This window comes from Frigoribacterium sp. 2355 (assembly GCF_054060695.1).
The window spans coordinates 72,167-90,910 of record NZ_JBSSDL010000008.1; the positions used below are offsets into that span (position 1 = coordinate 72,167).

An 18,744-nucleotide genomic window follows, 5' to 3' on the forward strand; every position below is an offset into this window, starting at 1 on the left:
CGTCCCCCTCCGTCCGAGTGGGCAGAAGATGTCCTCCGCACGCCGGGGAAGGACATGTTCGGCCCACTCGGACGCAGGGAAGGCCGCTACGCGGCGCCCGGCGCGAGGAAGCCCGTCTCGTAGGCCATGATCACCAGCTGCGCCCGGTCGTGGGCATCGAGCTTGGTCATGATGCGGTTGACGTGGGTCTTCGCGGTGTGCGGCGAGATGACCAGGTCGGTGGCGATCTCGGCGTTCGCCCGACCCCGCGCGACGAGCAGCAACACCTCTCGCTCGCGGTCGGTCAGGTGGGCGAGCTCGGTCGGCACGGCCGGCGACGACTCCCCCGACGACGACTCCCCTGACGACGTCGTCCCCGGGACCGATCCCGCCCCGCCGCCATTCGGCAGCACGTACTTCTCGATGAGGCTGCGGGTCGCGACGGGCGACAGCAGCGACTCCCCCGCGTGGACGGCCCGCACCGCCCGGACGATCTCGTCGGGCTCCGCGCCCTTGCCGATGAACCCGCTCGCCCCGGCGCGCAGGGCCGCGACGAGGTACTCGTCCTCCTCGAACGTGGTGAGGATCAGCACCTTCGTCCCGGCGAGCAGCGGGTCGGCGCAGATCTCGGCCGTCGCGCCGATGCCGTCGAGTTCGGGCATGCGGATGTCCATCACGACCACGTCCGGACGCAGGTCCCACGCCCGCATCACCGCCTCCCGGCCGTTCACGGCGTCGCCCACGACCTCGACCCCGTCCTCACCGTCGAGGATGTCGGTCACGGCCTGACGGATCAGCGGCTGATCGTCGACGACGAGCACGGTCGTCACGAGGCTCCCCCGCTCCCACCGGACGAGCCGGCCGAGCCGGACGAGCCGGCCACGTCGACCCCACGGGTCACCGGCAGCACGGCCGCCAACCGGTAGCCGCCCGGCGTCGGCCCGGTCTCGACGACGCCCCGAACCGAGGCGACGCGTTCGCGCAGTCCGAGCAGCCCGTACCCGCCACGGACGTCCACCGCTTCGGGCGCGTCCTTCGACGCCGGCACGGGGTTCGTCACCACGACCGACACCTCGTGCTCGTCGACCGCGACGAGCACGTGCGCACGGTGTTCGGCACCGTGCTTGCCGGCGTTCGTCAGCCCCTCCTGCACGACCCGGTACGCGACGAGGTCGACCGCGCCCGTGACCGCGGCGAGCGGGCCCTCGACCCGCGTGCTCACGACGAGGCCCGCGTCGGCGAACCCGGCCACGAGCTCGTCGAGTCGCGCGAGGCCCGGCTGCGGCGACGCGACCCGCTCGGAGTCCCCGGCGCGCAGCACCTCGAGCAGGTCGCCGATCTCGCCGAGGACGGTCCGGGAGGCGCGGCGGATGGTCGCGAGGGCCGTCACCGCCTTCTCGGGTCGCGTCTCGATCGCCGACGACGCGACGCCCGCGTTGAGGCTGATCACCGAGATCTGGTGGGCGACGGCGTCGTGCAGGTCGCGGGCGATGCGCAACCGCTCCTCGGCCACCCGACGCGAGGCCTCGGCCTCACGGGTGCGTTCGGCTCGCTCGGCGCGTTCGGTGACGGCCTCGATGTACTCCCGTCGGGAGCGGCTGGCGTCGCCCGCCGCGGCGGCGAAGGCGACCAGGAGCGTGAACTGGACCACGGGCAGGTCGACGACGCGTCCCCCCACGCCCAGCAGGCCGAGCAGGGCGACGGCCAGGACCGTGGCGACCGTCACGACGATGGTGCGGCGGCGCGGGGTCCGCGCGGCCACGGCGAAGACGGCGATGCCGGTGGCGAGGACGACGCCCGGTGCGAGCGTGCCGAGCAGGGCGGCGATGCCGAACAGGCCGACGATCGCGGCGAGCACCGGGACGGGGCGTCGACGACGGAACGGCAGCAGGACGACGGGGGCGACGACGACCGCGACGGCCAGCCCGCCGGTCGGCCGGAACCCCGCGACGGGGAAGGGGGCGAACGCCGCACCGACGACGAGCACCGCGGCGATCGTGTCGCCCAGCCACCAGGGGACGCGAGGTCGCGGGTAGGCGGGCTCGCGCCTCCCGCCGTCCGTCGTCGTCATGACCCCATCGTGCCCTGGAACGGCGGTGGCCGAGTCCCCCTCTGGCCCGACGTCGCGTACCGCAGGTGCGGTACTCGACGGCCGGCAGGTGTCCGCGGTGGGGGGACGACCCGGTCGGCGCGGCCCGCGAGGGTGGGTCTCGGCCCCGGAGACACCGGGGCCGTCAGCGACAGGAGCACCATGGCGCCGATCATCTCGGTCCGAGACGTCCACCGTTCGTACGGGCGCGGCCCGAACCGGTTCGAGGCCCTGAAGGGGGTGAGCTTCGACATCGCCGAGGGCGAGAGCGTGGCGATCGTCGGCAAGAGCGGCTCGGGCAAGTCGACCCTGATGCACGTGCTCGCGCTGCTCGACGCCCCGACGACCGGCACCGTCGAGCTCGAGGGCGTCGACACGAGCACGCTCAAGGGCGGGCGCCTGAACCGCACGCGCAACAAGACGTTCGGCTTCGTGTTCCAGCAGTTCTTCCTGACGTCGAGCTCGTCGGTGCTCGAGAACGTCGTGCTGCCGATGAAGATCGCGGGCGTGCCCCGCGGCGAGCGCCGTCGCCGCGGTCTGGCGGCTCTCGAACAGCTCGAGCTGGCCGACAAGGCGAAGAACAAGGCCCTGAACCTGTCGGGGGGTCAGAAGCAGCGCACGGTGATCGCGCGGGCGTTGGTGAACGATCCGCGCATCATCTTCGCCGACGAGCCCACGGGCAACCTCGACACGGCGACCGGAGCGGTCGTCGAGGACATCCTGTTCTCGTTGAACCGCGAGAACGGCATCACGCTGATCGTGGTGACCCACGACGAGGAGCTCGCGGCGCGCTGCGACCGGCGCATCGTGATCCGCGACGGGCTGATCGTCGACGACGAGGCCGAGGTGGCCGCGTGAAGACCACCGACCTGCTGCTGACCGCCGTCTCGAACACGTTCCGGTCGAAGACGCGGACGATCCTGACCATCCTGGCGATCTTCGTCGGCGCGTTCACGCTGACGCTGACGAGTGGACTGGGCACCGGCATCAACGCCTACATCGACGACACGGTCTCGGCCGTCGGCTCGTCCGACACCATGACGGTCACGAAGGCCTCCGACGACGCGCAGGGTCTCAGCGTGGGTGACTCGGGTCCGACCGAGTACGACCCCGACACCGTCGCCGCGGGCGGGTTCGGTGCCCCCGGGGCGACCGTCGTCGCCCTGACCCCTGACGACGTGACGACCCTCGAGGGCGTCGACGGCGTGCTGGCCGTGCAGCCGACCGAGTCGCTCGCGACCGACTACGTCGAGGGCGAGAGCGGCACGAAGTACGTCGTCTCGGCGAGCGCCCTCGTGCCCGGGCAGCAGCTCACCCTGACGGCGGGCGCCCAGCCCGACGACGACGCGACCGACCTGCAGGTGGTCGTCCCGACGTCGTACGTCGGTCCCCTGGGGTACCGCGACGACGAGGCGGCCGTCGGTCGGCCCGTGACGCTCGCCGTGACCGACGCCACGCGCACGCAGCACACGGTCACCGCGACCGTCGTCGGCGTCGCGGAGGAGAGCATCGCCTCGCCCGCCGGAGCGGCGGTCACCCCGAACGCGGCCCTCGGCACGGCCCTGTTCGACGCGCAGAACGTCGGGCTGCCCGCCGACCAGGTCGACCGCTACGCGCAGGCCACGGTGCGGTTCGCCGCGGACGCGTCCGACCGGCAGGTGAGCGACCTCAAGGAGCGTCTCGCCTCCGCCGGCTACACCGGCACGACCGTCGCCGACCAGCTGGGCACCTTCACGACGGTGATCGACGGCATCGTGCTGGTACTCAACGCCTTCGCGATCATCGCCCTGCTCGCGGCGAGCTTCGGCATCGTCAACACGCTGCTCATGAGCGTGCAGGAGCGCACCCGCGAGATCGGCCTGATGAAGGCCATGGGCATGGGCAGCGGCAAGGTGTTCGGCCTGTTCAGCCTCGAAGCCGCGTTCATCGGGTTCCTCGGCAGCGCGATCGGCGTGGGCGTCGCGATGATCGCGGGCAGCGTCGTCAGCGCCACCCTGGCCGGGTCGCTGCTGTCGAACCTGCCCGGGCTGACGCTGATCGCGTTCGACCCCGTGTCGATCGCGCTGATCATCGTCGTGGTCATGGTGATCGCGTTCCTGGCCGGCACGCTGCCGGCCGCACGCGCCGCGAAGGCCGACCCGGTGGAGTCGCTCCGCTACGAGTGAGGCCGAGGAGGCGCGGGTCAGCCCCGGAAGGACGCCCCGGTCTCGTGCTCCAGCAGCGTCCACATCCAGTCGAGCGCGAGGCCGGGGGTGAGGCCGGGCGCCTTCTGGGCGAGCTGGGTCGCGAGGCCGTCGCTGTAGGCGGCGAGCTTGAGGGCGAGCGCCGACGGGTCGTCCGTCGCGAAGCGCCCCTGCTCGACCCCGCGGCGCAGGGTGCGGGTCAGGCAGGCCTCCCACACGCGGATGCGCTCGACGTACTCGGCGGCGACCGCGGGCTTGCGCGCCACGGCCGTCCAGTAGTCGGACCAGAGCCGCCAGTGCTCGTCGGTCGCGTCGGTGTCGGCGAACAGGGGCTCGACGAGCATCCGCACCCCGACGACCGGGTCGGGCTCGACGTCGACCGCCTCGATGATCGACGAGTAGAACCGGGCGGTCTCGAGCACGACGACCTCGTTGAGGATCTCGGCGACGCCGTCGAAGTGGTAGGTCACGGTGCCGACCGAGACCCCGGCCGCGGCGGCGATGTCGCGAAGCCGGGTCGCGCTCATGCCCTCGCGGACGATCACCTCACGGGCGGCCTCGACGATCGACGCCCGCCGGACGACCGGCTTCTGTCGCACGCCCGTGCCGCCGGTGGCCGCGCCGCCGGTGGCCGGGCCGCCGGTGCTCGCGCCGCCGGTGCCCGGGCGGCCGGTGCCCGCACCGCCCGCGCCGCTCACGCCGACGTCCGGGGCACGAGCTCGTCGAAGGTCCGGTCGGCGACGAGCACCGTCTCGGCCTCGGGCCCGCCGTCCCGGGCCCAGGCGCGCACGGTGTTCTCGACCCGGAACGCCTCGGCCGAGGCCGTGACGCGCGACGTGGTCTCGAGCCACGCCTTCCAGGTCGGCTTCTCGAGTCCGATCGCCCAGCGCGACTCGGCCGACGCCGACAGCGGGTCGCCGTCGACGATGCGGTAGGTCTCGCGGCTGTCCTCGGTGAAGACCAGGCCGTCGGGGTACTCGCGTCCGCCGCCGTAGCCGGGGTCGACGTCGAGCACCCACTCGCCCGTGCCGACGTCGCGCGAGACGCTGCGCTGCGGCAGGTCCGTGCCCGGCGGCAGGGCGCGGACGGCCAGGGGCTCGGCCCGCTCGGGCGCCTCGAACGCGACGCCGTCGTCGACCGGGTGCTCCGCCGACCCGTCGCCGGGCCCGCGCGTCCACACGGGCAGCGTCACGCTGCTGCGCGTCGGGTCGAGCGTGAGGGTCGCCTCGACCGGGTGCGGCCAGACCCACGGCCAGTAGGCGCTCGACACGGCGATCCGGAGGCGGTGGCCGGCCGGGAAGGAGTGCCCGGTCGAGACCAGGGCGACGCGCACGACCTGCTCGACCCGCGCCTCCATCGGGTCGTCGGCGCGCTCGCGTCCGTTCCGCTTGTTGAGGTTGAGCACGCCGCGGGTGACGAGCGTCGACGAACCGTCGGGGGCGACGTCGCAGAGGCGCACGACGACGGTGCCGTCGGGCACGTCGCTCGCCACGGCGAGGTCGGCGACGACGCTGCCCAGGACGTCCAGCGGCGAGTCGACCGGCAGGTCGAAGCAGACCGAGCGGCCGTCCTCGGCGCGCTGGTCGGGCGGCAGGTCGGTCGCGTTGCCGAACGGGAAGAACCGCCCCGCGTCGAGGCCGGTGCTCTGCGGCGAGCGCACGACGACCGGCCCCTCCGACCCGCCGCTCAGCGAGTCCAGCGGCACGATGCGCGCCTCGGTCGAGGGCGACGGCCAGGTCGAGGCCGCGACCCAGCGCCCGGTCCGCTCCGCGTAGTACGTCGCCGGCGGCTCGGAGTCGTTGATCCAGGCGCGCAGCACGGGCTCCGCGTCGACGCCGTTGGGGCAGTCGAGCAGCCAGCGGTCCCACCAGCGCAGGGTCTCCTGCAGGAATCCGATGCCCGGACCGGGCGCCAGGCCGCGATCCGGGTACTGGTGCGACCATGGCCCGATGATGCCCTTGACCGGGGCGTCGACGTTCTCGACCAGCCGCAGCACGGCGTCGCGGTACGGGTCGGCCCAGCCGCCCACGGCGAGGACGGCGGCCGTGATCGACGAGTAGTCCTCGCAGACGCTACCGTGCCGCCAGTAGTCGTCGCGTTCCTGGTGCGAGAGCCACGTCGTCGTCATCGGGCGGTTGTGTTCGAGGCGTTCGCGCCACCGGGCGACCCAGTCGGCGCCGACGACCTCGGGTCGCGGCGGGCGCGAGTTGAACGCGAACATCGTGCCGCCCCACGACGCCATGTCGATGCCGAGCACGGAACCGCCCATGTAGTGCACGTCGTTGTCGTAGCGGTCGTCGGTCGAGCAGACGGTCACGATCGCCTTGAGCGCCGCCGGAGCCCGCCCGGCGAGCTGCAGCGCGTTGAACCCGCCCCACGAGATGCCGAACGCGCCGACCGCGCCGGTCGACCAGGGCCGGGCGGCGAGCCACTCGATCAAGGCGATGCCGTCGTCGAGTTCCTGCACCGAGTACTCGTCGTCAAAGAGGCCGTCGCTCGACCCCGTGCCGCGGATGTCGACCCGCACCGACGCGTAGCCGTGCGCGGCGTACCAGGGGTGCCGCTCGCTGTCGCGCGGAGCCGTCCAGTCGTCGAGCCGGTAGGGCAGGTACTCGAGCAGCACCGGCACGGGCTCGTCGACCACGGGGGCCCAGATGCGGGCGTGCAGTCGCGTCCCGTCGGGCATCGGCACCCACTCGTCGCGCACCTCGACCTCGAGCGGGCCGCTGCCGTGCGGGCGGTCGGAATCCTGCCGCCCGGGGGTGTCGGCGAGGTCGGCGCGCGGGGCTCCGAGGGTGCGGACTCCCCCGGCCCACGCGGGCTCCTGCAGGAGGCGCGGGTCGCCGAGGAGGCGCGGGTCGCGTGCGCCGTCCCCCCGCTCGTCGCCTCGGGGTCCCGGGTCGGGTCGGCCGCTCGTGCTCACATCGCCTCCCAGCGCTTCACGTGGTGTCCGCCGCCGTGGTCGTCCCAGCCGTCGGCGTCCCGCCAGCGGGGCCGTGCGTCGCCGACGTCGGGCAGCTCGGTCGTGCCCGGGTCGAGCGTCGCGTCGAGCAGGGTGCGCGTGTACGGGTGGTTCGGCCCCTGGAAGACGCGTTCGGTCGGGCCGACCTCGACGATCCGGCCGCCGGTCATGACGGCGACCCGGTCGGCGACGCCGCGGACGACCGCGAGGTCGTGGCTGATGAAGAGGCAGCTGAGCCCCTTCTCGTCGCGGAGCCCCGCGAGCAGGTCGAGCACCCCGGCCTGCACGCGGACGTCGAGCGCCGTCGTGATCTCGTCGGCGATGATCAGCTCGGGGCCGGCGGCGAGCGCCCGGGCGATGCCGACGCGCTGGCGCTGGCCGCCCGAGAGCTGGGCGGGCAGGCGCGAGGCGAACTCGGGCGGCAGGCCGACCTCGACGAGCAGTTCGCCGACGCGTTCGGGGCTGGACTCGCCCGTGAAGAGCTTCAGCGGTCGGGCGATCGCGGCGCCGACCGTGCGGCGGGGGTTGAGCGAGGTGTCGGCGTTCTGGAAGATCAGCTGGATCGACCGGCGCAGCGTCGCCGTGCGCCCGGCGACGGGTCGGGTGAGGTCACTCTCGACCCCGTCGGACCCGTGGAAGGCGAACCGACCGGACTCGGCGGGGATCAGTCCGGCAAGGGCCGTGGCGAGCGTGGACTTGCCGCTGCCGGACTCCCCCACGACGGCGAGGGTCTCGCGACGGCCGATGGTGAACGACACGCCGTCGACCGCGGCGGGTAGGCCACGCCCGTACCGGACGACGAGGTCGCTCGCCGTGACGACCGGCCCGGTGGCGGCTGCGGTCCTCCGGTCCTGCGCCGCGCCTCCTGCGGGTGCGTCGTCCGCGTCGCGCCGCGTTTCGTGCTGCACACCGTGACTGGTCGCGGTGCCGTGCACGGAACGCGGTGCGGTGGCGTCGGCGTGCACGCGCGGGATGCTCGCGAGCAGCTCGCGGGTGTACTCGTGCTGCGGGTCCGTGAAGAGCGACGCGGTCGGCGCGTGCTCGACGATCCGGCCCTCGTGCATGACGGCGATCTCGTCGGCCATGGTCGAGACGACGCCGAGGTCGTGGCTGACCAGCACGATGGCCATGCCGAGTTCGACGGCCAGGTCACGGATCAGCTCGAGCACCGCCGACTGCGTCACGACGTCGAGAGCGGTGGTCGGCTCGTCGAGCACCAGCAGCTTCGGCCGCGCCGCGATGGCCATGGCGATGGCGACGCGCTGCTGCTGCCCGCCGGACAGCTGGTGCGGGTAGCGCCGCACGATCGTCTCGGGGTCGGGCAGGCGGACGTGGCGCACGAGTTCGAGCACGCGGTCGTCGCCTCCGGGCAGGCCGTGGCTCTCGAGCGCCTCGCGCAGCTGGCGTCCGACGCGCATCGACGGGGTGAGCGCCTGGCCGGCGTTCTGGGCGACCAGGGCCGCCGTGCCACCGCGCAGGGCCCGGCGCGCCCGCTCGTCGAGGGCGAAGACGTCGTCCCCGGCGACGCGGACGCTGCCCGACACGACCCGCGACCCACGCCGCAGGTGCGCGAGCAGGGTGCGGGCGACGGTGGACTTGCCGCTGCCGCTCTCGCCGACCAGGCCGAGCGCGCGTCCGGCGGCGACGTCGAAGCTCACGCCCCGCACGACCGGCACCTCGCGGCGACCGGCGGCGTACGAGATGGAGAGGTCGTCGATGCGGACGACGGGATCGGGGGCAGCGTCGACGAGGCGACCCGCGCCTCCTGCGGTGGTAGTGGTGGTGGCGAGGGGCTCGTTCACGAGACCGCCCCCTTCTGTGCGCGGTCGACGCCCAGCGACTTGCTGAGCCCGTCCGCGCTGAGGTTGAGCCCGATGACGAGCGTGGCGAGGGCGACGACGGGGGCGAGCGTGCCCCACGGGACGACGGTGAGGGCGGTGCGGTTCTCCTGCACCATGAGGCCCCAGTCGGGCGTCGGCGGGTTGGCGCCGAACCCGAGGAACGACAGGGTCGAGATGAGCAGCACGATCCAGGAGGCGCGCATCGCGTACTCGACGAGCACCACGTCGGTGACGTTGGGCACGATCTCGCGGAACACGATGCTCAGCGGCTTCTCGCCGCGGGCGCGGGCGGCGGTCACGTAGTCCTGAGTGATCACGGTGCGGGCGGCGCCGCGGACGACGCGGGTCACGGCCGGCGCGTAGATCACGGTGACGGCGAGCACGATCACCCAGAGGCCCGAGTCGAACACGGTCACGACGACGAGCAGCGCCAGGATCGACGGCACGCTGAGCAGCGCGTCGACGATGCGCATGACGACCTCGTCGAACCAGTTGTCGGCGTAGGCGGTGACGCAACCGAGCACGGTGCCGATGCCGACCGCGATCGTCGTGGCGAGGAAGGTGACGACGAGTGCGTACCGGCCGCCGTTCAGCGTGCGCGACAGGATGTCGCGGCCGTACTGGTCGGTGCCGAGCCAGTGGGCCCAGCTGGTGCCGGTCAGGGCGGCTCCCGAGTCGGTGGCGACCGGGTCGTGGCCGGTCAGCACCGGGGCGAGCAGCGCCAGCAGGACGTGCAGCGCGATCAGGCCGAGCCCGATGCTCAAGGACGAGGAGGCGCTGAGGCTGCTGGTCAGGGACGTCGCGCTCGCGCGCAGTCGCCTCGGCCAGCCGCCCGCGGCCTGCGGGCCGGCCGATGCCGGGCCGCCGACCTGCGTGCCCGGGGTGGCGGGGTCCGCGGTGGTGGCGACCCGCGCCTCCTCGGCGGTGCGGTGTCCGGTGCCGCCCTCGCCGCTGTCGACGGGCGGGGTCCGGTCGCGTGCGGGGCTCATGAGCGGGCCTTCCGTCGGGTGCGCAGCCTCGGGTCGAGGGCGAGCGCGATGAGGTCGGCGGCGAGGTTGCACACCACGTAGACGAGGGCGCTGACGACCGCGATCGCCTGGATCGTCGGCAGGTCGCGGTTGAAGACGGACTCGAGCATGAGCTTGCCCATGCCCGGGTAGTTGAAGACGTTCTCGACGACCACGACGCCGCCGAGCAGCCAGGCGACGTTCAGCGCGACGACGTTGAGCGTCGGCAGCAGGGCGCTCGGCACGGCGTGGCGCCAGACGACCTGGCGCGTCGACAGGCCCTTGAGCTCGGCCGTCGTGACGAACTCGCTCGCCATCACGTCGATCGTCGACGAGCGGGCGGTGCGCACGATGTAGGCGGCCATGGCGAGGGTCAGCACGATGACGGGCAGCCAGATGCTGGGCAGCAGTTCGGCGACCGTCGCGTCCTGGCCGCGCAGCACGACCGCCGGGAAGATCGGCAGCGCGATGGCGAACAGCAGCACGAGCACGGTGGCGACCATGAACTCGGGCACGCTCATGACGACCAGGCTGATCAGCGAGATCGCGTGGTCGCTCGGGCGGCCGCGGCGTACGCCGGCGATGACGCCGAGGGTCAGCGACAGGGTGACGCCGACGATCATGGCGGGCAGCGCGATCAGCATGCTGTTGCGGAACGCGATCAGCAGGTCGGGGCCGACCGGCAGGCCGCTGACGAGCGAGACGCCGAAGTCGCCGTGGGCCGCACCGAGCAGCCACTGGCCGTAGCGGACCCAGACGTTCTGGTCGAGGCCGAGCGTCTCGCGCAGGGCGGCGACGGCGTCGGGGGTGGCGTCCTGGCCGAGCAGTTGCTGCGCGACGTCGCCGGGCAGGGCCTGCACCGCGAAGAAGACGAAGAACGAGGCGAGCAGCACGGTGAGCAGAGCGGTGCCGACGCGGCGGGCGACGACGATCAGGGTCGCGACGACCGGGGACGTGGGGTGCTGGCCGCCGGCGCCGGGGCGGCTGGCGGTCGTGCCGCCGGCGGCCGGGCCGCTGGTGCTCGGGCGGCTGGCGGTCGGTGTGGGGCTCATGCGCGGAGTCCGATCTGCAGGTAGTCGAACTCGAAGCCGAACTCGCGGTAGTTCAGGACGTTCCGCGACAGGCCGACGAGGCGGTCGCCGAACATGGGGGTCATGTCGGCGGAGTCCTCGACGACGATGCGCTGGGCGTCCTGGTAGAGCGTCATGCGGCGCGTGTCGTCCATCTCGGCGCGGGCGTCGTCGAGCAGGCCGTCGAAGGTCGGGTTCGACCAGGCGCTCTCGTTGTACGACGAGCCGGTGCGGAAGATCTGGTTGAGCAGCTGGTCGATCGGGCGTCCGGTGAACCAGTAGCTGACCATGAGCGGCTTCTGCATCCAGATCTGCGTGTAGTACGAGTCGGACGAGGCGTTGCGCACGGTCAGGTCGATGCCCGCGTCGCGGACGGCGTCGCGGTAGGCGACCGCCATCGGGGTGAAGACCGACTCGTAGCTGGACGTGTAGATCTCGGTCTTCAGCCCCTCGCGTCCGGCCTGCTTGAGCAGCGCGCGGGCCTGGTCGGGATCGTAGGCGCGCTGGTCGTCGAGCCAGACGGCCTGCGAGGGAGGCACGGGGTTGTCCCAGCCGGGCGAACCGGTGCCCTGCAGGGCGGTGGCGACGATCGCCTGCGGGTCGTAGGCGAGCTTCATCGCCTGGCGGACGAGTGGGTCGTTGAACTCGGCGCTCGTGGCGAGCATCGGGATCGTGTACCACTGGGCGTCGGGGGCGCGGGCGACGGTGGCGCCGGCCGAGGCGCTGACGACCTGGGCGGTGGCGAAGTCGAGGTTGGTCTGGCTGATCAGGTCGATCTGGCCGGCGAGCAGGGCGTTGACGCGGGCGGTGGTGTCCTGGATCGAGAAGAAGTCGATGCCGTCGAGCACCGGGCGGCCGGCGAAGTGGTCCTCGAACGCCTCGACGCTGCCGGTGCCCGCGGGCTCGAAGCTCGACAGGCGGAACGGTCCGGTGCCGATTCCCGTGCGGCCGATGCCGCCGCCCTGGCTGGGGTCGGCGCTGCCCTCGGGGACGATGTAGCACTGGTACGCGGTGAGCAGCGAGGGGAACTCGGCGTTCGGCGTCAGCAGGTCGAAGCGCAGGGTGAGCGGGTCGACGGCGGTCATGCCGCCGGGGCCGATCATGGCGGCGAGCACCTCGCCCTGGGGTGAGGCGGTGTCGGGGTCGAGGATGTGCTCGATCGAGTAGATGGCGTCGGCGGCGGTGAAGCGGCGGCCGTCGTGGAAGCGGACGCCCTCGCGCAGGCGGAAGGTCCAGCTCGTGCCGTCGGCGTTGGCGGACCAGTCGTCGGCGAGGTCGGGCACGGTGACGCCGGCGTCGTCGAGCTTGACGAGCCGGTTGTAGAGGGCGCCGAGGTACTCGTAGGCCGAGAGCGAGCTGGCGGAGTCGAGGGTCTCGGCGGCGGAGGCGGCCGGGCGCGCGATGCGCAGGCGCCCGCCGCGGGCGGGTGTGCCGGTGGCGGCGGCCTCGGGGATGGTCGGGGTGCTGCGGGCGGGGGTGCAGCCGGCGAGGGTGAGCAGGCCGAGGCCGGCGAGCCCCGCGGCGCCGGCGAGGACGGTGCGGCGGCTCGGGCCCGTGCTGCGGTCGGCGCTGCGGTCCGCGCGGCCCGGGCCAGTGCTGCCGTCTGCGCCTCGCGCCGGGCGGAGCGCGTGTCGGTGTTCGGGGACGATCGGTGTCATGCGGGGATGGCCTTCCGTTTATCGTTCGGGTGAACGATAAGGGAGGTTCGCGGCGGCGGCCAGCTCGCCGGAGCCCCGGAGGCGCGGCTCGGCGCTCCCCCGCAGCCCCCGTTCTCCGCGCCCCGCCGCGGATGCGGGCGTGCTCGTGCGGCAGCGTGCACGGGCTGCAGTCTTCACCCACTCGTTACACGACCGCGCCTCGCCGACGCGACCCGCGCCTCCTCGGCTTCGCGCTTCCGTCTCGGTCGAGTGGTCCCCAAACGTCCCTCCCCGCCTCACGAAGGACGTTCTCGGACCACTCGATCGACCCGCCGGGGCGACGTCCGAGCAGGAGGCGCGGGTCGGCCCGCCCGCGCCCGTCACGCCCGCGAAGGCTCGAGTGGGCAGAACCTGCTCGTCGAGGACCGCCGGGCAGCATCTTCTGCCCACTCGCCCGGCTCGATCGGCCCCGGAGGACCGGCCTGCCCCTCGAAGCGGGACACCGTCCGGAGCCGGGCCGCGCCCTAGTCTCGGCTCATGGCCACCCCGACCACGCCCCGCCTCCCGCCGGGGCGACCCGCTCTCGCCTTCGGGCTTGTCGGGGCGTTCGCCTTCCTCTCGGACACGGCCTTCAGATGGTGGACGTTCACCCGTCCGTCCGCGCCGGTCAGGTACGTCGCGGTCTCGTCGACAGACGGCTTCGACGGGTTCGACGGGGTGCAGACGATCGGCGGCCCGTTGCTGCTCATCGCGGTCCTCTCGATCGGGTTCGCGGTCGCACTGCTGGTGGTGATGCTCGCGCACCGGCTGGTCAGTGCGCGTCCCGGCCGCGGTGGTCGTGCCTCCTGATCGTCCGGCCTGGTGGAGACACGGCCGAGCACCTAGCCTCAGCAGATGGATGCTTCGTCTCCCGCCAGGCGTCGTCGCCGCCTCGGCCGTCTCGCCCTTGTCTTCGGCATCGTGGGCGTCGCCGCCGCCGTCGGGTTGATGGTGATCAACGAGGTGGCGCCCGGCATGAGCGGTGCCGCCCGCTATTCCACCGCTCCGGCGATCGACTGGTTCACGATCATGCTGACCGTCGGCGGCCTGCTGTTGGGGGCTCGCAGTCATCGCCCTGCCGACGGCACTCGTGCTCGGGCTCATCGTTCTCGTGCGGTGGAAATTCGTCGACTGACCGCCTCGACCCTCCTGATCGGATTCCCGTGATCAACCTCGTCGCCCTCATCCCCGCACTGTTCACCGTGGCCGCTCTCGCAGTGGCCTGGTCGGCATCGGGCGGAACGACGACCCGGGCGCGCCGGTGGAGTGCCCGCGCTCTGGCGGTCTGGGCAGCCGTCGCCGTGGTCGCGCTCGCCGCGTTCCTCGTCGGCCTGCACCTGCAGCACGCCGACCTCGCCGTCTGGTCGGCGTTCGCACTGATCGCTGCAGCTCTTGCCGCCGTGACCGCGGCGGTGGCCCGCGTGGTGTCGTCGTTCGTGCGGTGATCCGGTACGTACCGGATCACCACGGGCGGCCTTGCCGTCTCTGGGCCAAGGCCTCAGGGCCCGCGGCTCAGGGCCCACGGCGCAGGGCACCTACCCGAAGGTCGAGACGACCGTGCTCGTGACCGTCGCCACCACCGCGATGGCGACTCCCCCGCTCGCCCCGAGAACGCCGAGCGCCGTGCCCATACGCCACCGCCGACGCCGCCGGGCCGCGTCGTCGATGTCGCGGCGCAGGCGTTCGAAGCGGTGTTCGTGACGGAGCGTGTCCGTCAGCACCAGCGCCTCCGTGTGCCAGGTACCGCGTTCTTCGGCGACCATGGCCAGGTAGGCCAGCGCCTCGGGTGAGTGCACCCGCGGCCCGTTCATCAACCACTTGCGCAGGCGGACGGCCACGACCACCGGCACCGTCGGCTGCTTCTTGCCGACGGTCAGCGACGCCGTGCCGACGAGCACGATGACGGGCGTCACGGCGACCTCGAGGTCGGCCGCCGTCGACAACAGCCGGGAGGCGCGGGTCGCCTCGTACGCCGAGTTGCGCGAGTGCGTGGTCCGGTGCCCGTCGACCATGAATGTGCCGCCGCCGACCCAGACCTTCTTGCCGGCGTGGTGCTTCGTGTTGACGGTGAAGACGCCCGTCGGCCCGATGACCACGTGGTCGATGTCGGACTCGCCCGAGCCGACCGGGACGGAGTGCAGCACCGTCCACTCGGGCCCGAGCTCGGCGAGCACGCGCGCGACCTCGATCTCACCGAGGGCGCCCTGGTACCAACTCTGGGCGTCGGCGCTCAGGGGCGAGTGACCGAAGAGGCGCTGCCGCCGGGTCAGTGCGGGCGCCTCGGCCTGGACGCGTAGGCACTCCTGCATCACCGAGTAGGCCGGCCGCCGGGCCTTCAACGTCATCGCCACGCTTCCGCGCGCCACGGTCTCGCTCATGTCTTCCCCCTTGCCCACACGGTAGGGCGACACGTGACGTGCAGACGAGCCCCCGTTGGGGAGGTCAGCCCGCGTCCGGGTCGGTGGGCTCGATCGAGTGGTCAGAAAAGGTCCTTCCGTCGCGCGGGAAGGACACTTTCTGACCACTCGGCGATCCGATCACCAGCACCAGCACCGGGTCACGGGCGCCTACGGCGAACCGAGCACGTTCGTGGCCGCCTGATCCGCCCGCCACGCCCCGACGAGCGTGCCGAACAGCAGCGCGACCATGCTCCCGATCGCCCAGATGGCCATCGCGTCCTCCGACGGGCCCGTGACGAGCGGCACCACGATCGACCCCACGGCGAGCGCGCACCCCACCGTCACCGGCACGAGTGCTGCCCGGTGCCCGGCCCGCCACGCCTCGGGCGACGCCATCACGTGCCGGAACCGGATGCCGGCGAGGTGATTGACCCCGAGCCATCCGCGGGCGGCGGCGAGCGTCGTTCCGAAGACGACAGCGCACCCGGCGAACACGATGAGCGGAACGACGGCGAGCATCCCTCCAGGCTAGGTCGGCGCCTCCGGACGCGACTCCCCCGCGCGGACCGTTCGGAGCCGCCGTGGCCCACCTCGGCATCATCGAGTGGGCAGAAAGTGTCCTTCCGCCGCCCCCCAACGACACTTTCTGCCCACTCGAGCCTGCCGGGCCCACCCGGGCAGACTCGAACCGGGCGAGCCCGGCGAGCCCGACGAGCCCGACGAGCCCGACGAGCCCCAGGAAGAATGGCCCCATGTCCCTCGTCCCCATCGCCCCGACCGATGCCGACGCCCGAGCCGACCTCAGCGCCTTCCTCGCCGCCGCCGACCTCACGCTCGCCGGTCTCGACTCCCCCTCGCCGCGCCTCCGGCTCTGGGTCGACCGTGACGCCACCGGCACCGTCGTCGGCAGCACCGGCTACGAGCTCAGCGCCGACGGCGAGCACGCCCTGATCCGCAGCGTCGCCGTCGCCCCCACCGTCCGCACCCGCGGCGCGGGCTCCCGTCTCGCCCGCCACGCCCTGGCCGACGCCGCCACGCACGGAGCCCGCCACGCCTGGCTCTTCTCCCGCCGCTCCGGACCGTTCTGGCAGCAGCTCGGCTTCACCCCCGCCGACCGCGACGCCCTCGCCGCGGCCCTCCCCGACACGCACCAGGTGCAACTCTTCCGCGCCTCCGGCCAGCTCGCCCGCGAGGTCGCCTGGTCGCGCCCCCTCGACGACCTCCGCCCGACGACCCCCTAAGAGGCGCGGGTCGGCCCACGCCCGCCCCACCGGTCATCGAGTGGTCCCGTATCGTCTTTCCCCTCCCCGCGAACGACGATCCAGGACGACTCGACCCCGACCCGCCGAGAGTGACACCCCGTACGATCGCCCCGATGGTCGATCTGCAGCCGCACTCCCCCACCTGGGCCGACGACTACCGCCGTGAGGCCGAACGTCTTGCGGTCGCCCTCGGCACCCGGGTCGACGCTCTCGAGCACATCGGCAGCACGGCCGTCCCCGGCCTCCTCGCGAAGCCGATCATCGACGTCGCCGCCCGCACGTCTGCGGGCACCGACCCGTTCGCCCTGGTCGACCTCGGCTACGAACGACACACAGCGGGCCCGAAGACCCACGTGGTCTACGTCCGGCGGGACGGAGCGCGACGCACGCACATCCTCCACGTCTTCCGCCCCGACCAGTGGGACGCCTGCCACCAGCGACTGTTCCGCGACCGCCTGCTGCGCGACCCGGTCGCGCGGCAGCGCTACGGGACCCTGAAGGAGGCGCTGGCCGGCCTCGACGACGGACGCGCCTACACAGCCGCCAAGACCGCGCTCATCACCGACCTCGTCACCGAGGAGCGGGTGGCTCGGGGCCTCCCTGCGGTGACGGTGTGGGACAAGTGAGCCACCCCTCTTCCACCACCCCCGCCCGTCACGCCCGCTAACCTTGCCCGCGATGAGCACCCGCACACGGATCGAGCTGGGCCGCCGCGCCGACCTCGGAGCCGACTGCGCCAACTGCTTCGGCCTGTGCTGCGTCGCGCTCGCGTTCACGAAGAGCGCCGACTTCCCGTTCGACAAGCCGGCTGGCGACCCCTGTACGAACCTCGACGAGCACGACGGCTGCCGCATCCACCGGCAGTTGCGTGAGCGTGGGTTCAAGGGCTGCACGGTGTTCGACTGTTTCGGGGCGGGGCAAAAGGTCAGCCGGCAGACGTTCGCCGGGCGATCGTGGCGTGACGACCCCGCGACGCGTGAGGCGATGTTCTCGACGTTCCCGCTCGTGCGGAGGCTGCACGAGCTGCTCTGGTACCTGGATGAGGCGATCACGCTGGTCGAGCGCGAGCGCGCACACGCCGCCGCGGCCCAACACGGCCGCACCCGAGCAACCACCCCCGACCCGGCCCCGTGGCTCGCCGCCTTCGAGCACGTCCGGAGCCTCACCGACGGCACCCCCGACGAGCTGGCCGCCCTCGACGTCGACGCCGAGTACGACGGGGTGCGCGCGCTGTTGGTCCAGGCGAGTGAGGTCGCCCGGGCGGCCGTACCCGCGCCTCCTCGGCGGTCGAGGGGCAAGGGACCGACTCTCGAGCCGGGGAGCGACCTGATGGGTGCGGCCCTGGCAGGGGCGGCGCTGCGGGGGCGGACGCTCCGTGGCAGTATTGCGATCGCGGCGGACCTGCGCGGGGCTGACCTCGACCGGTGCGATCTGCTCGGTGTCGACCTGCGGGACGCCGACCTCGGTGGGGCGGACCTCTCGGGGGCGATCTACCTGACGCAGATGCAGGTCAACAGTGCCCGGGGTGATGCGGCGACGCGCCTGCCCGAGGGCTTCGCGTGGCCGACGCACTGGGCTGGCGGGCGCTAGCTTTCGTGCCTCTGGCGGCGCCTCCGTCGCGGGGCTAGCCTCCCCGGCATGAGGACGCTCACGTACTCCATCAACGTCACGCTCGACGGCTGCATCGACCACCGTGAGGGCCGGCCGGATGCCGAGGTCCACCAGCTCGCGACGGACGCGCTGGCCCGGGCCGACGGTCTGCTGCTCGGACGGGTCACCTACGAGCTGATGGAGCAGTCCTGGCGTCCGCCCGCCTCCGACGCGTTCCCCGACTGGATGCAGCCCTTCGCGCGGACCATCCACGAGATCCCGAAGTACGTGGCGTCGACGACGCTCGAGAGCGTCGACTGGAACGCCGAGCTGCTCGGCGGTGACGTGCGTGAGGCGGTGCGCGAGCTGAAGAGCCGTCCCGGCGGCCCGCTCCGTCTCGGAGGTTCCACCTTCGCCACCGACGTCGTCGGTTGGGGCCTGTCGACGAGTACGAGTTCACCGTCTACCCCTGGGTCGCCGGCCACGGCCCTTACCTGCTCGCCGGCCTCCCCCGCCCCCTCGACCTCACCCCGCTCGCCCGCCACGACCTCGCCTCCGGCGCGGTCGCGACCACGTACCGCCCGCGGTACAAGAGCTGCTAGAAGCGATGACACCAAGGAGGCGCGGGCTGACTTCCAATCTGACTCTCAGGTTTGCCCATTGCTAAAATTAGGCCCCTCAGTCGG

20 protein-coding genes are annotated in these 18,744 nt (G+C 72.8%); 9 read left to right on the forward strand and 11 right to left on the reverse strand.

Annotated elements, in window-relative coordinates:
* Nucleotides 1–86: 86 nt before the first annotated feature.
* Both ACVJ1F_RS10995 and ACVJ1F_RS11000 read right to left on the reverse strand, forming a co-directional pair.
* Entirely contained in the window at nt 87–809 is a 723-nt protein-coding gene (locus ACVJ1F_RS10995; RefSeq protein ID WP_456886195.1) for a response regulator transcription factor, read from the reverse strand.
* Nucleotides 806–2,050: a sensor histidine kinase gene (locus ACVJ1F_RS11000; protein ID WP_456886197.1), complete on the reverse strand. Its 1,245-nt coding sequence runs from the start codon at nt 2,048–2,050 to the stop codon at nt 806–808. The genes ACVJ1F_RS10995 and ACVJ1F_RS11000 overlap by 4 nt, the downstream gene beginning before the upstream one ends.
* A 180-nt stretch (nt 2,051–2,230) precedes the next feature.
* Between ACVJ1F_RS11000 and ACVJ1F_RS11005 the strand changes: the two genes are divergently transcribed.
* Nucleotides 2,231–2,926, forward strand: coding sequence for an ABC transporter ATP-binding protein (locus ACVJ1F_RS11005; protein WP_043595759.1), 696 nt, complete (start codon nt 2,231–2,233; stop codon nt 2,924–2,926).
* Nucleotides 2,923–4,233 (forward strand): ABC transporter permease, encoded by a 1,311-nt coding sequence (locus tag ACVJ1F_RS11010; RefSeq protein WP_456886199.1) that lies wholly within the window; start codon nt 2,923–2,925, stop codon nt 4,231–4,233. The genes ACVJ1F_RS11005 and ACVJ1F_RS11010 overlap by 4 nt, the downstream gene beginning before the upstream one ends.
* Nucleotides 4,234–4,250: 17 nt before the next feature.
* On the opposite strand, the gene ACVJ1F_RS11015 is transcribed toward ACVJ1F_RS11010, so the two are convergent.
* Genes ACVJ1F_RS11015 through ACVJ1F_RS11040 form a run of 6 tightly spaced genes read right to left on the reverse strand, consistent with a single transcriptional unit; the run spans nt 4,251 to nt 12,789 of the window.
* Nucleotides 4,251–4,949: a TetR/AcrR family transcriptional regulator gene (locus ACVJ1F_RS11015; protein ID WP_456886201.1), complete on the reverse strand. Its 699-nt coding sequence runs from the start codon at nt 4,947–4,949 to the stop codon at nt 4,251–4,253.
* Nucleotides 4,946–7,174, reverse strand: a complete 2,229-nt coding sequence (locus ACVJ1F_RS11020; protein ID WP_456886203.1) for a CocE/NonD family hydrolase — start codon at nt 7,172–7,174, stop codon at nt 4,946–4,948. Before ACVJ1F_RS11020 ends, ACVJ1F_RS11015 begins: the two co-directional genes overlap by 4 nt.
* The gene (locus ACVJ1F_RS11025) at nt 7,171–9,015 is read right to left on the reverse strand and encodes a dipeptide ABC transporter ATP-binding protein (protein WP_456886205.1); all 1,845 of its coding nucleotides are present in this window, start codon (nt 9,013–9,015) and stop codon (nt 7,171–7,173) included. Before ACVJ1F_RS11025 ends, ACVJ1F_RS11020 begins: the two co-directional genes overlap by 4 nt.
* Nucleotides 9,012–10,043 carry an ABC transporter permease gene (locus ACVJ1F_RS11030; protein WP_456886207.1) on the reverse strand — a complete coding sequence of 344 codons (1,032 nt, stop codon included), beginning with the start codon at nt 10,041–10,043 and terminating at the stop codon, nt 9,012–9,014. The genes ACVJ1F_RS11025 and ACVJ1F_RS11030 overlap by 4 nt, the downstream gene beginning before the upstream one ends.
* Complete coding sequence (locus tag ACVJ1F_RS11035) at nt 10,040–11,113, reverse strand: ABC transporter permease (protein ID WP_456886209.1); 1,074 nt, start codon at nt 11,111–11,113, stop codon at nt 10,040–10,042. Before ACVJ1F_RS11035 ends, ACVJ1F_RS11030 begins: the two co-directional genes overlap by 4 nt.
* Entirely contained in the window at nt 11,110–12,789 is a 1,680-nt protein-coding gene (locus tag ACVJ1F_RS11040) for an ABC transporter substrate-binding protein (protein WP_456886211.1), read from the reverse strand. The genes ACVJ1F_RS11035 and ACVJ1F_RS11040 overlap by 4 nt, the downstream gene beginning before the upstream one ends.
* A 516-nt stretch (nt 12,790–13,305) precedes the next feature.
* Between ACVJ1F_RS11040 and ACVJ1F_RS11045 the strand changes: the two genes are divergently transcribed.
* The 3 genes from ACVJ1F_RS11045 to ACVJ1F_RS11055 are packed head-to-tail and all read left to right on the forward strand — an operon-like array spanning nt 13,306 to nt 14,252.
* Nucleotides 13,306–13,617 carry a hypothetical protein gene (locus ACVJ1F_RS11045; protein ID WP_456886213.1) on the forward strand — a complete coding sequence of 104 codons (312 nt, stop codon included), beginning with the start codon at nt 13,306–13,308 and terminating at the stop codon, nt 13,615–13,617.
* Nucleotides 13,618–13,662: 45 nt separating this feature from the next.
* The gene (locus tag ACVJ1F_RS11050; protein ID WP_456886215.1) at nt 13,663–13,974 is read left to right on the forward strand and encodes a hypothetical protein; all 312 of its coding nucleotides are present in this window, start codon (nt 13,663–13,665) and stop codon (nt 13,972–13,974) included.
* Entirely contained in the window at nt 13,971–14,252 is a 282-nt protein-coding gene (locus tag ACVJ1F_RS11055) for a hypothetical protein (protein ID WP_056230203.1), read from the forward strand. Before ACVJ1F_RS11050 ends, ACVJ1F_RS11055 begins: the two co-directional genes overlap by 4 nt.
* A gap of 90 nt (nt 14,253–14,342) precedes the next feature.
* On the opposite strand, the gene ACVJ1F_RS11060 is transcribed toward ACVJ1F_RS11055, so the two are convergent.
* Nucleotides 14,343–15,185, reverse strand: a complete 843-nt coding sequence (locus tag ACVJ1F_RS11060) for a nuclease-related domain-containing protein (RefSeq protein WP_456886217.1) — start codon at nt 15,183–15,185, stop codon at nt 14,343–14,345.
* 189 nt (nt 15,186–15,374) lie between these two features.
* Entirely contained in the window at nt 15,375–15,725 is a 351-nt protein-coding gene (locus ACVJ1F_RS11065; protein ID WP_456886219.1) for an SdpI family protein, read from the reverse strand.
* 233 nt (nt 15,726–15,958) lie between these two features.
* Here ACVJ1F_RS11065 and ACVJ1F_RS11070 point away from each other — a divergent pair, with 233 nt between their 5' ends.
* The 3 genes from ACVJ1F_RS11070 (at nt 15,959) to ACVJ1F_RS11080 (ending at nt 18,058) form a co-directional block, all read left to right on the forward strand.
* Nucleotides 15,959–16,447, forward strand: a complete 489-nt coding sequence (locus tag ACVJ1F_RS11070) for a GNAT family N-acetyltransferase (protein ID WP_456886221.1) — start codon at nt 15,959–15,961, stop codon at nt 16,445–16,447.
* A 134-nt stretch (nt 16,448–16,581) separates the two neighbouring features.
* Complete coding sequence (locus ACVJ1F_RS11075; RefSeq protein WP_456886223.1) at nt 16,582–17,094, forward strand: GrpB family protein; 513 nt, start codon at nt 16,582–16,584, stop codon at nt 17,092–17,094.
* Between the two features lie 52 nt (nt 17,095–17,146).
* Nucleotides 17,147–18,058: a pentapeptide repeat-containing protein gene (locus tag ACVJ1F_RS11080; RefSeq protein ID WP_456886225.1), complete on the forward strand. Its 912-nt coding sequence runs from the start codon at nt 17,147–17,149 to the stop codon at nt 18,056–18,058.
* A gap of 188 nt (nt 18,059–18,246) precedes the next feature.
* Here ACVJ1F_RS11080 and ACVJ1F_RS11085 read toward each other — a convergent pair whose 3' ends face one another.
* Entirely contained in the window at nt 18,247–18,468 is a 222-nt protein-coding gene (locus tag ACVJ1F_RS11085; RefSeq protein WP_456886227.1) for a hypothetical protein, read from the reverse strand.
* A gap of 21 nt (nt 18,469–18,489) precedes the next feature.
* Here ACVJ1F_RS11085 and ACVJ1F_RS11090 point away from each other — a divergent pair, with 21 nt between their 5' ends.
* The gene (locus tag ACVJ1F_RS11090; RefSeq protein WP_456886229.1) at nt 18,490–18,660 is read left to right on the forward strand and encodes a hypothetical protein; all 171 of its coding nucleotides are present in this window, start codon (nt 18,490–18,492) and stop codon (nt 18,658–18,660) included.
* Nucleotides 18,661–18,744 lie beyond the last annotated feature (84 nt).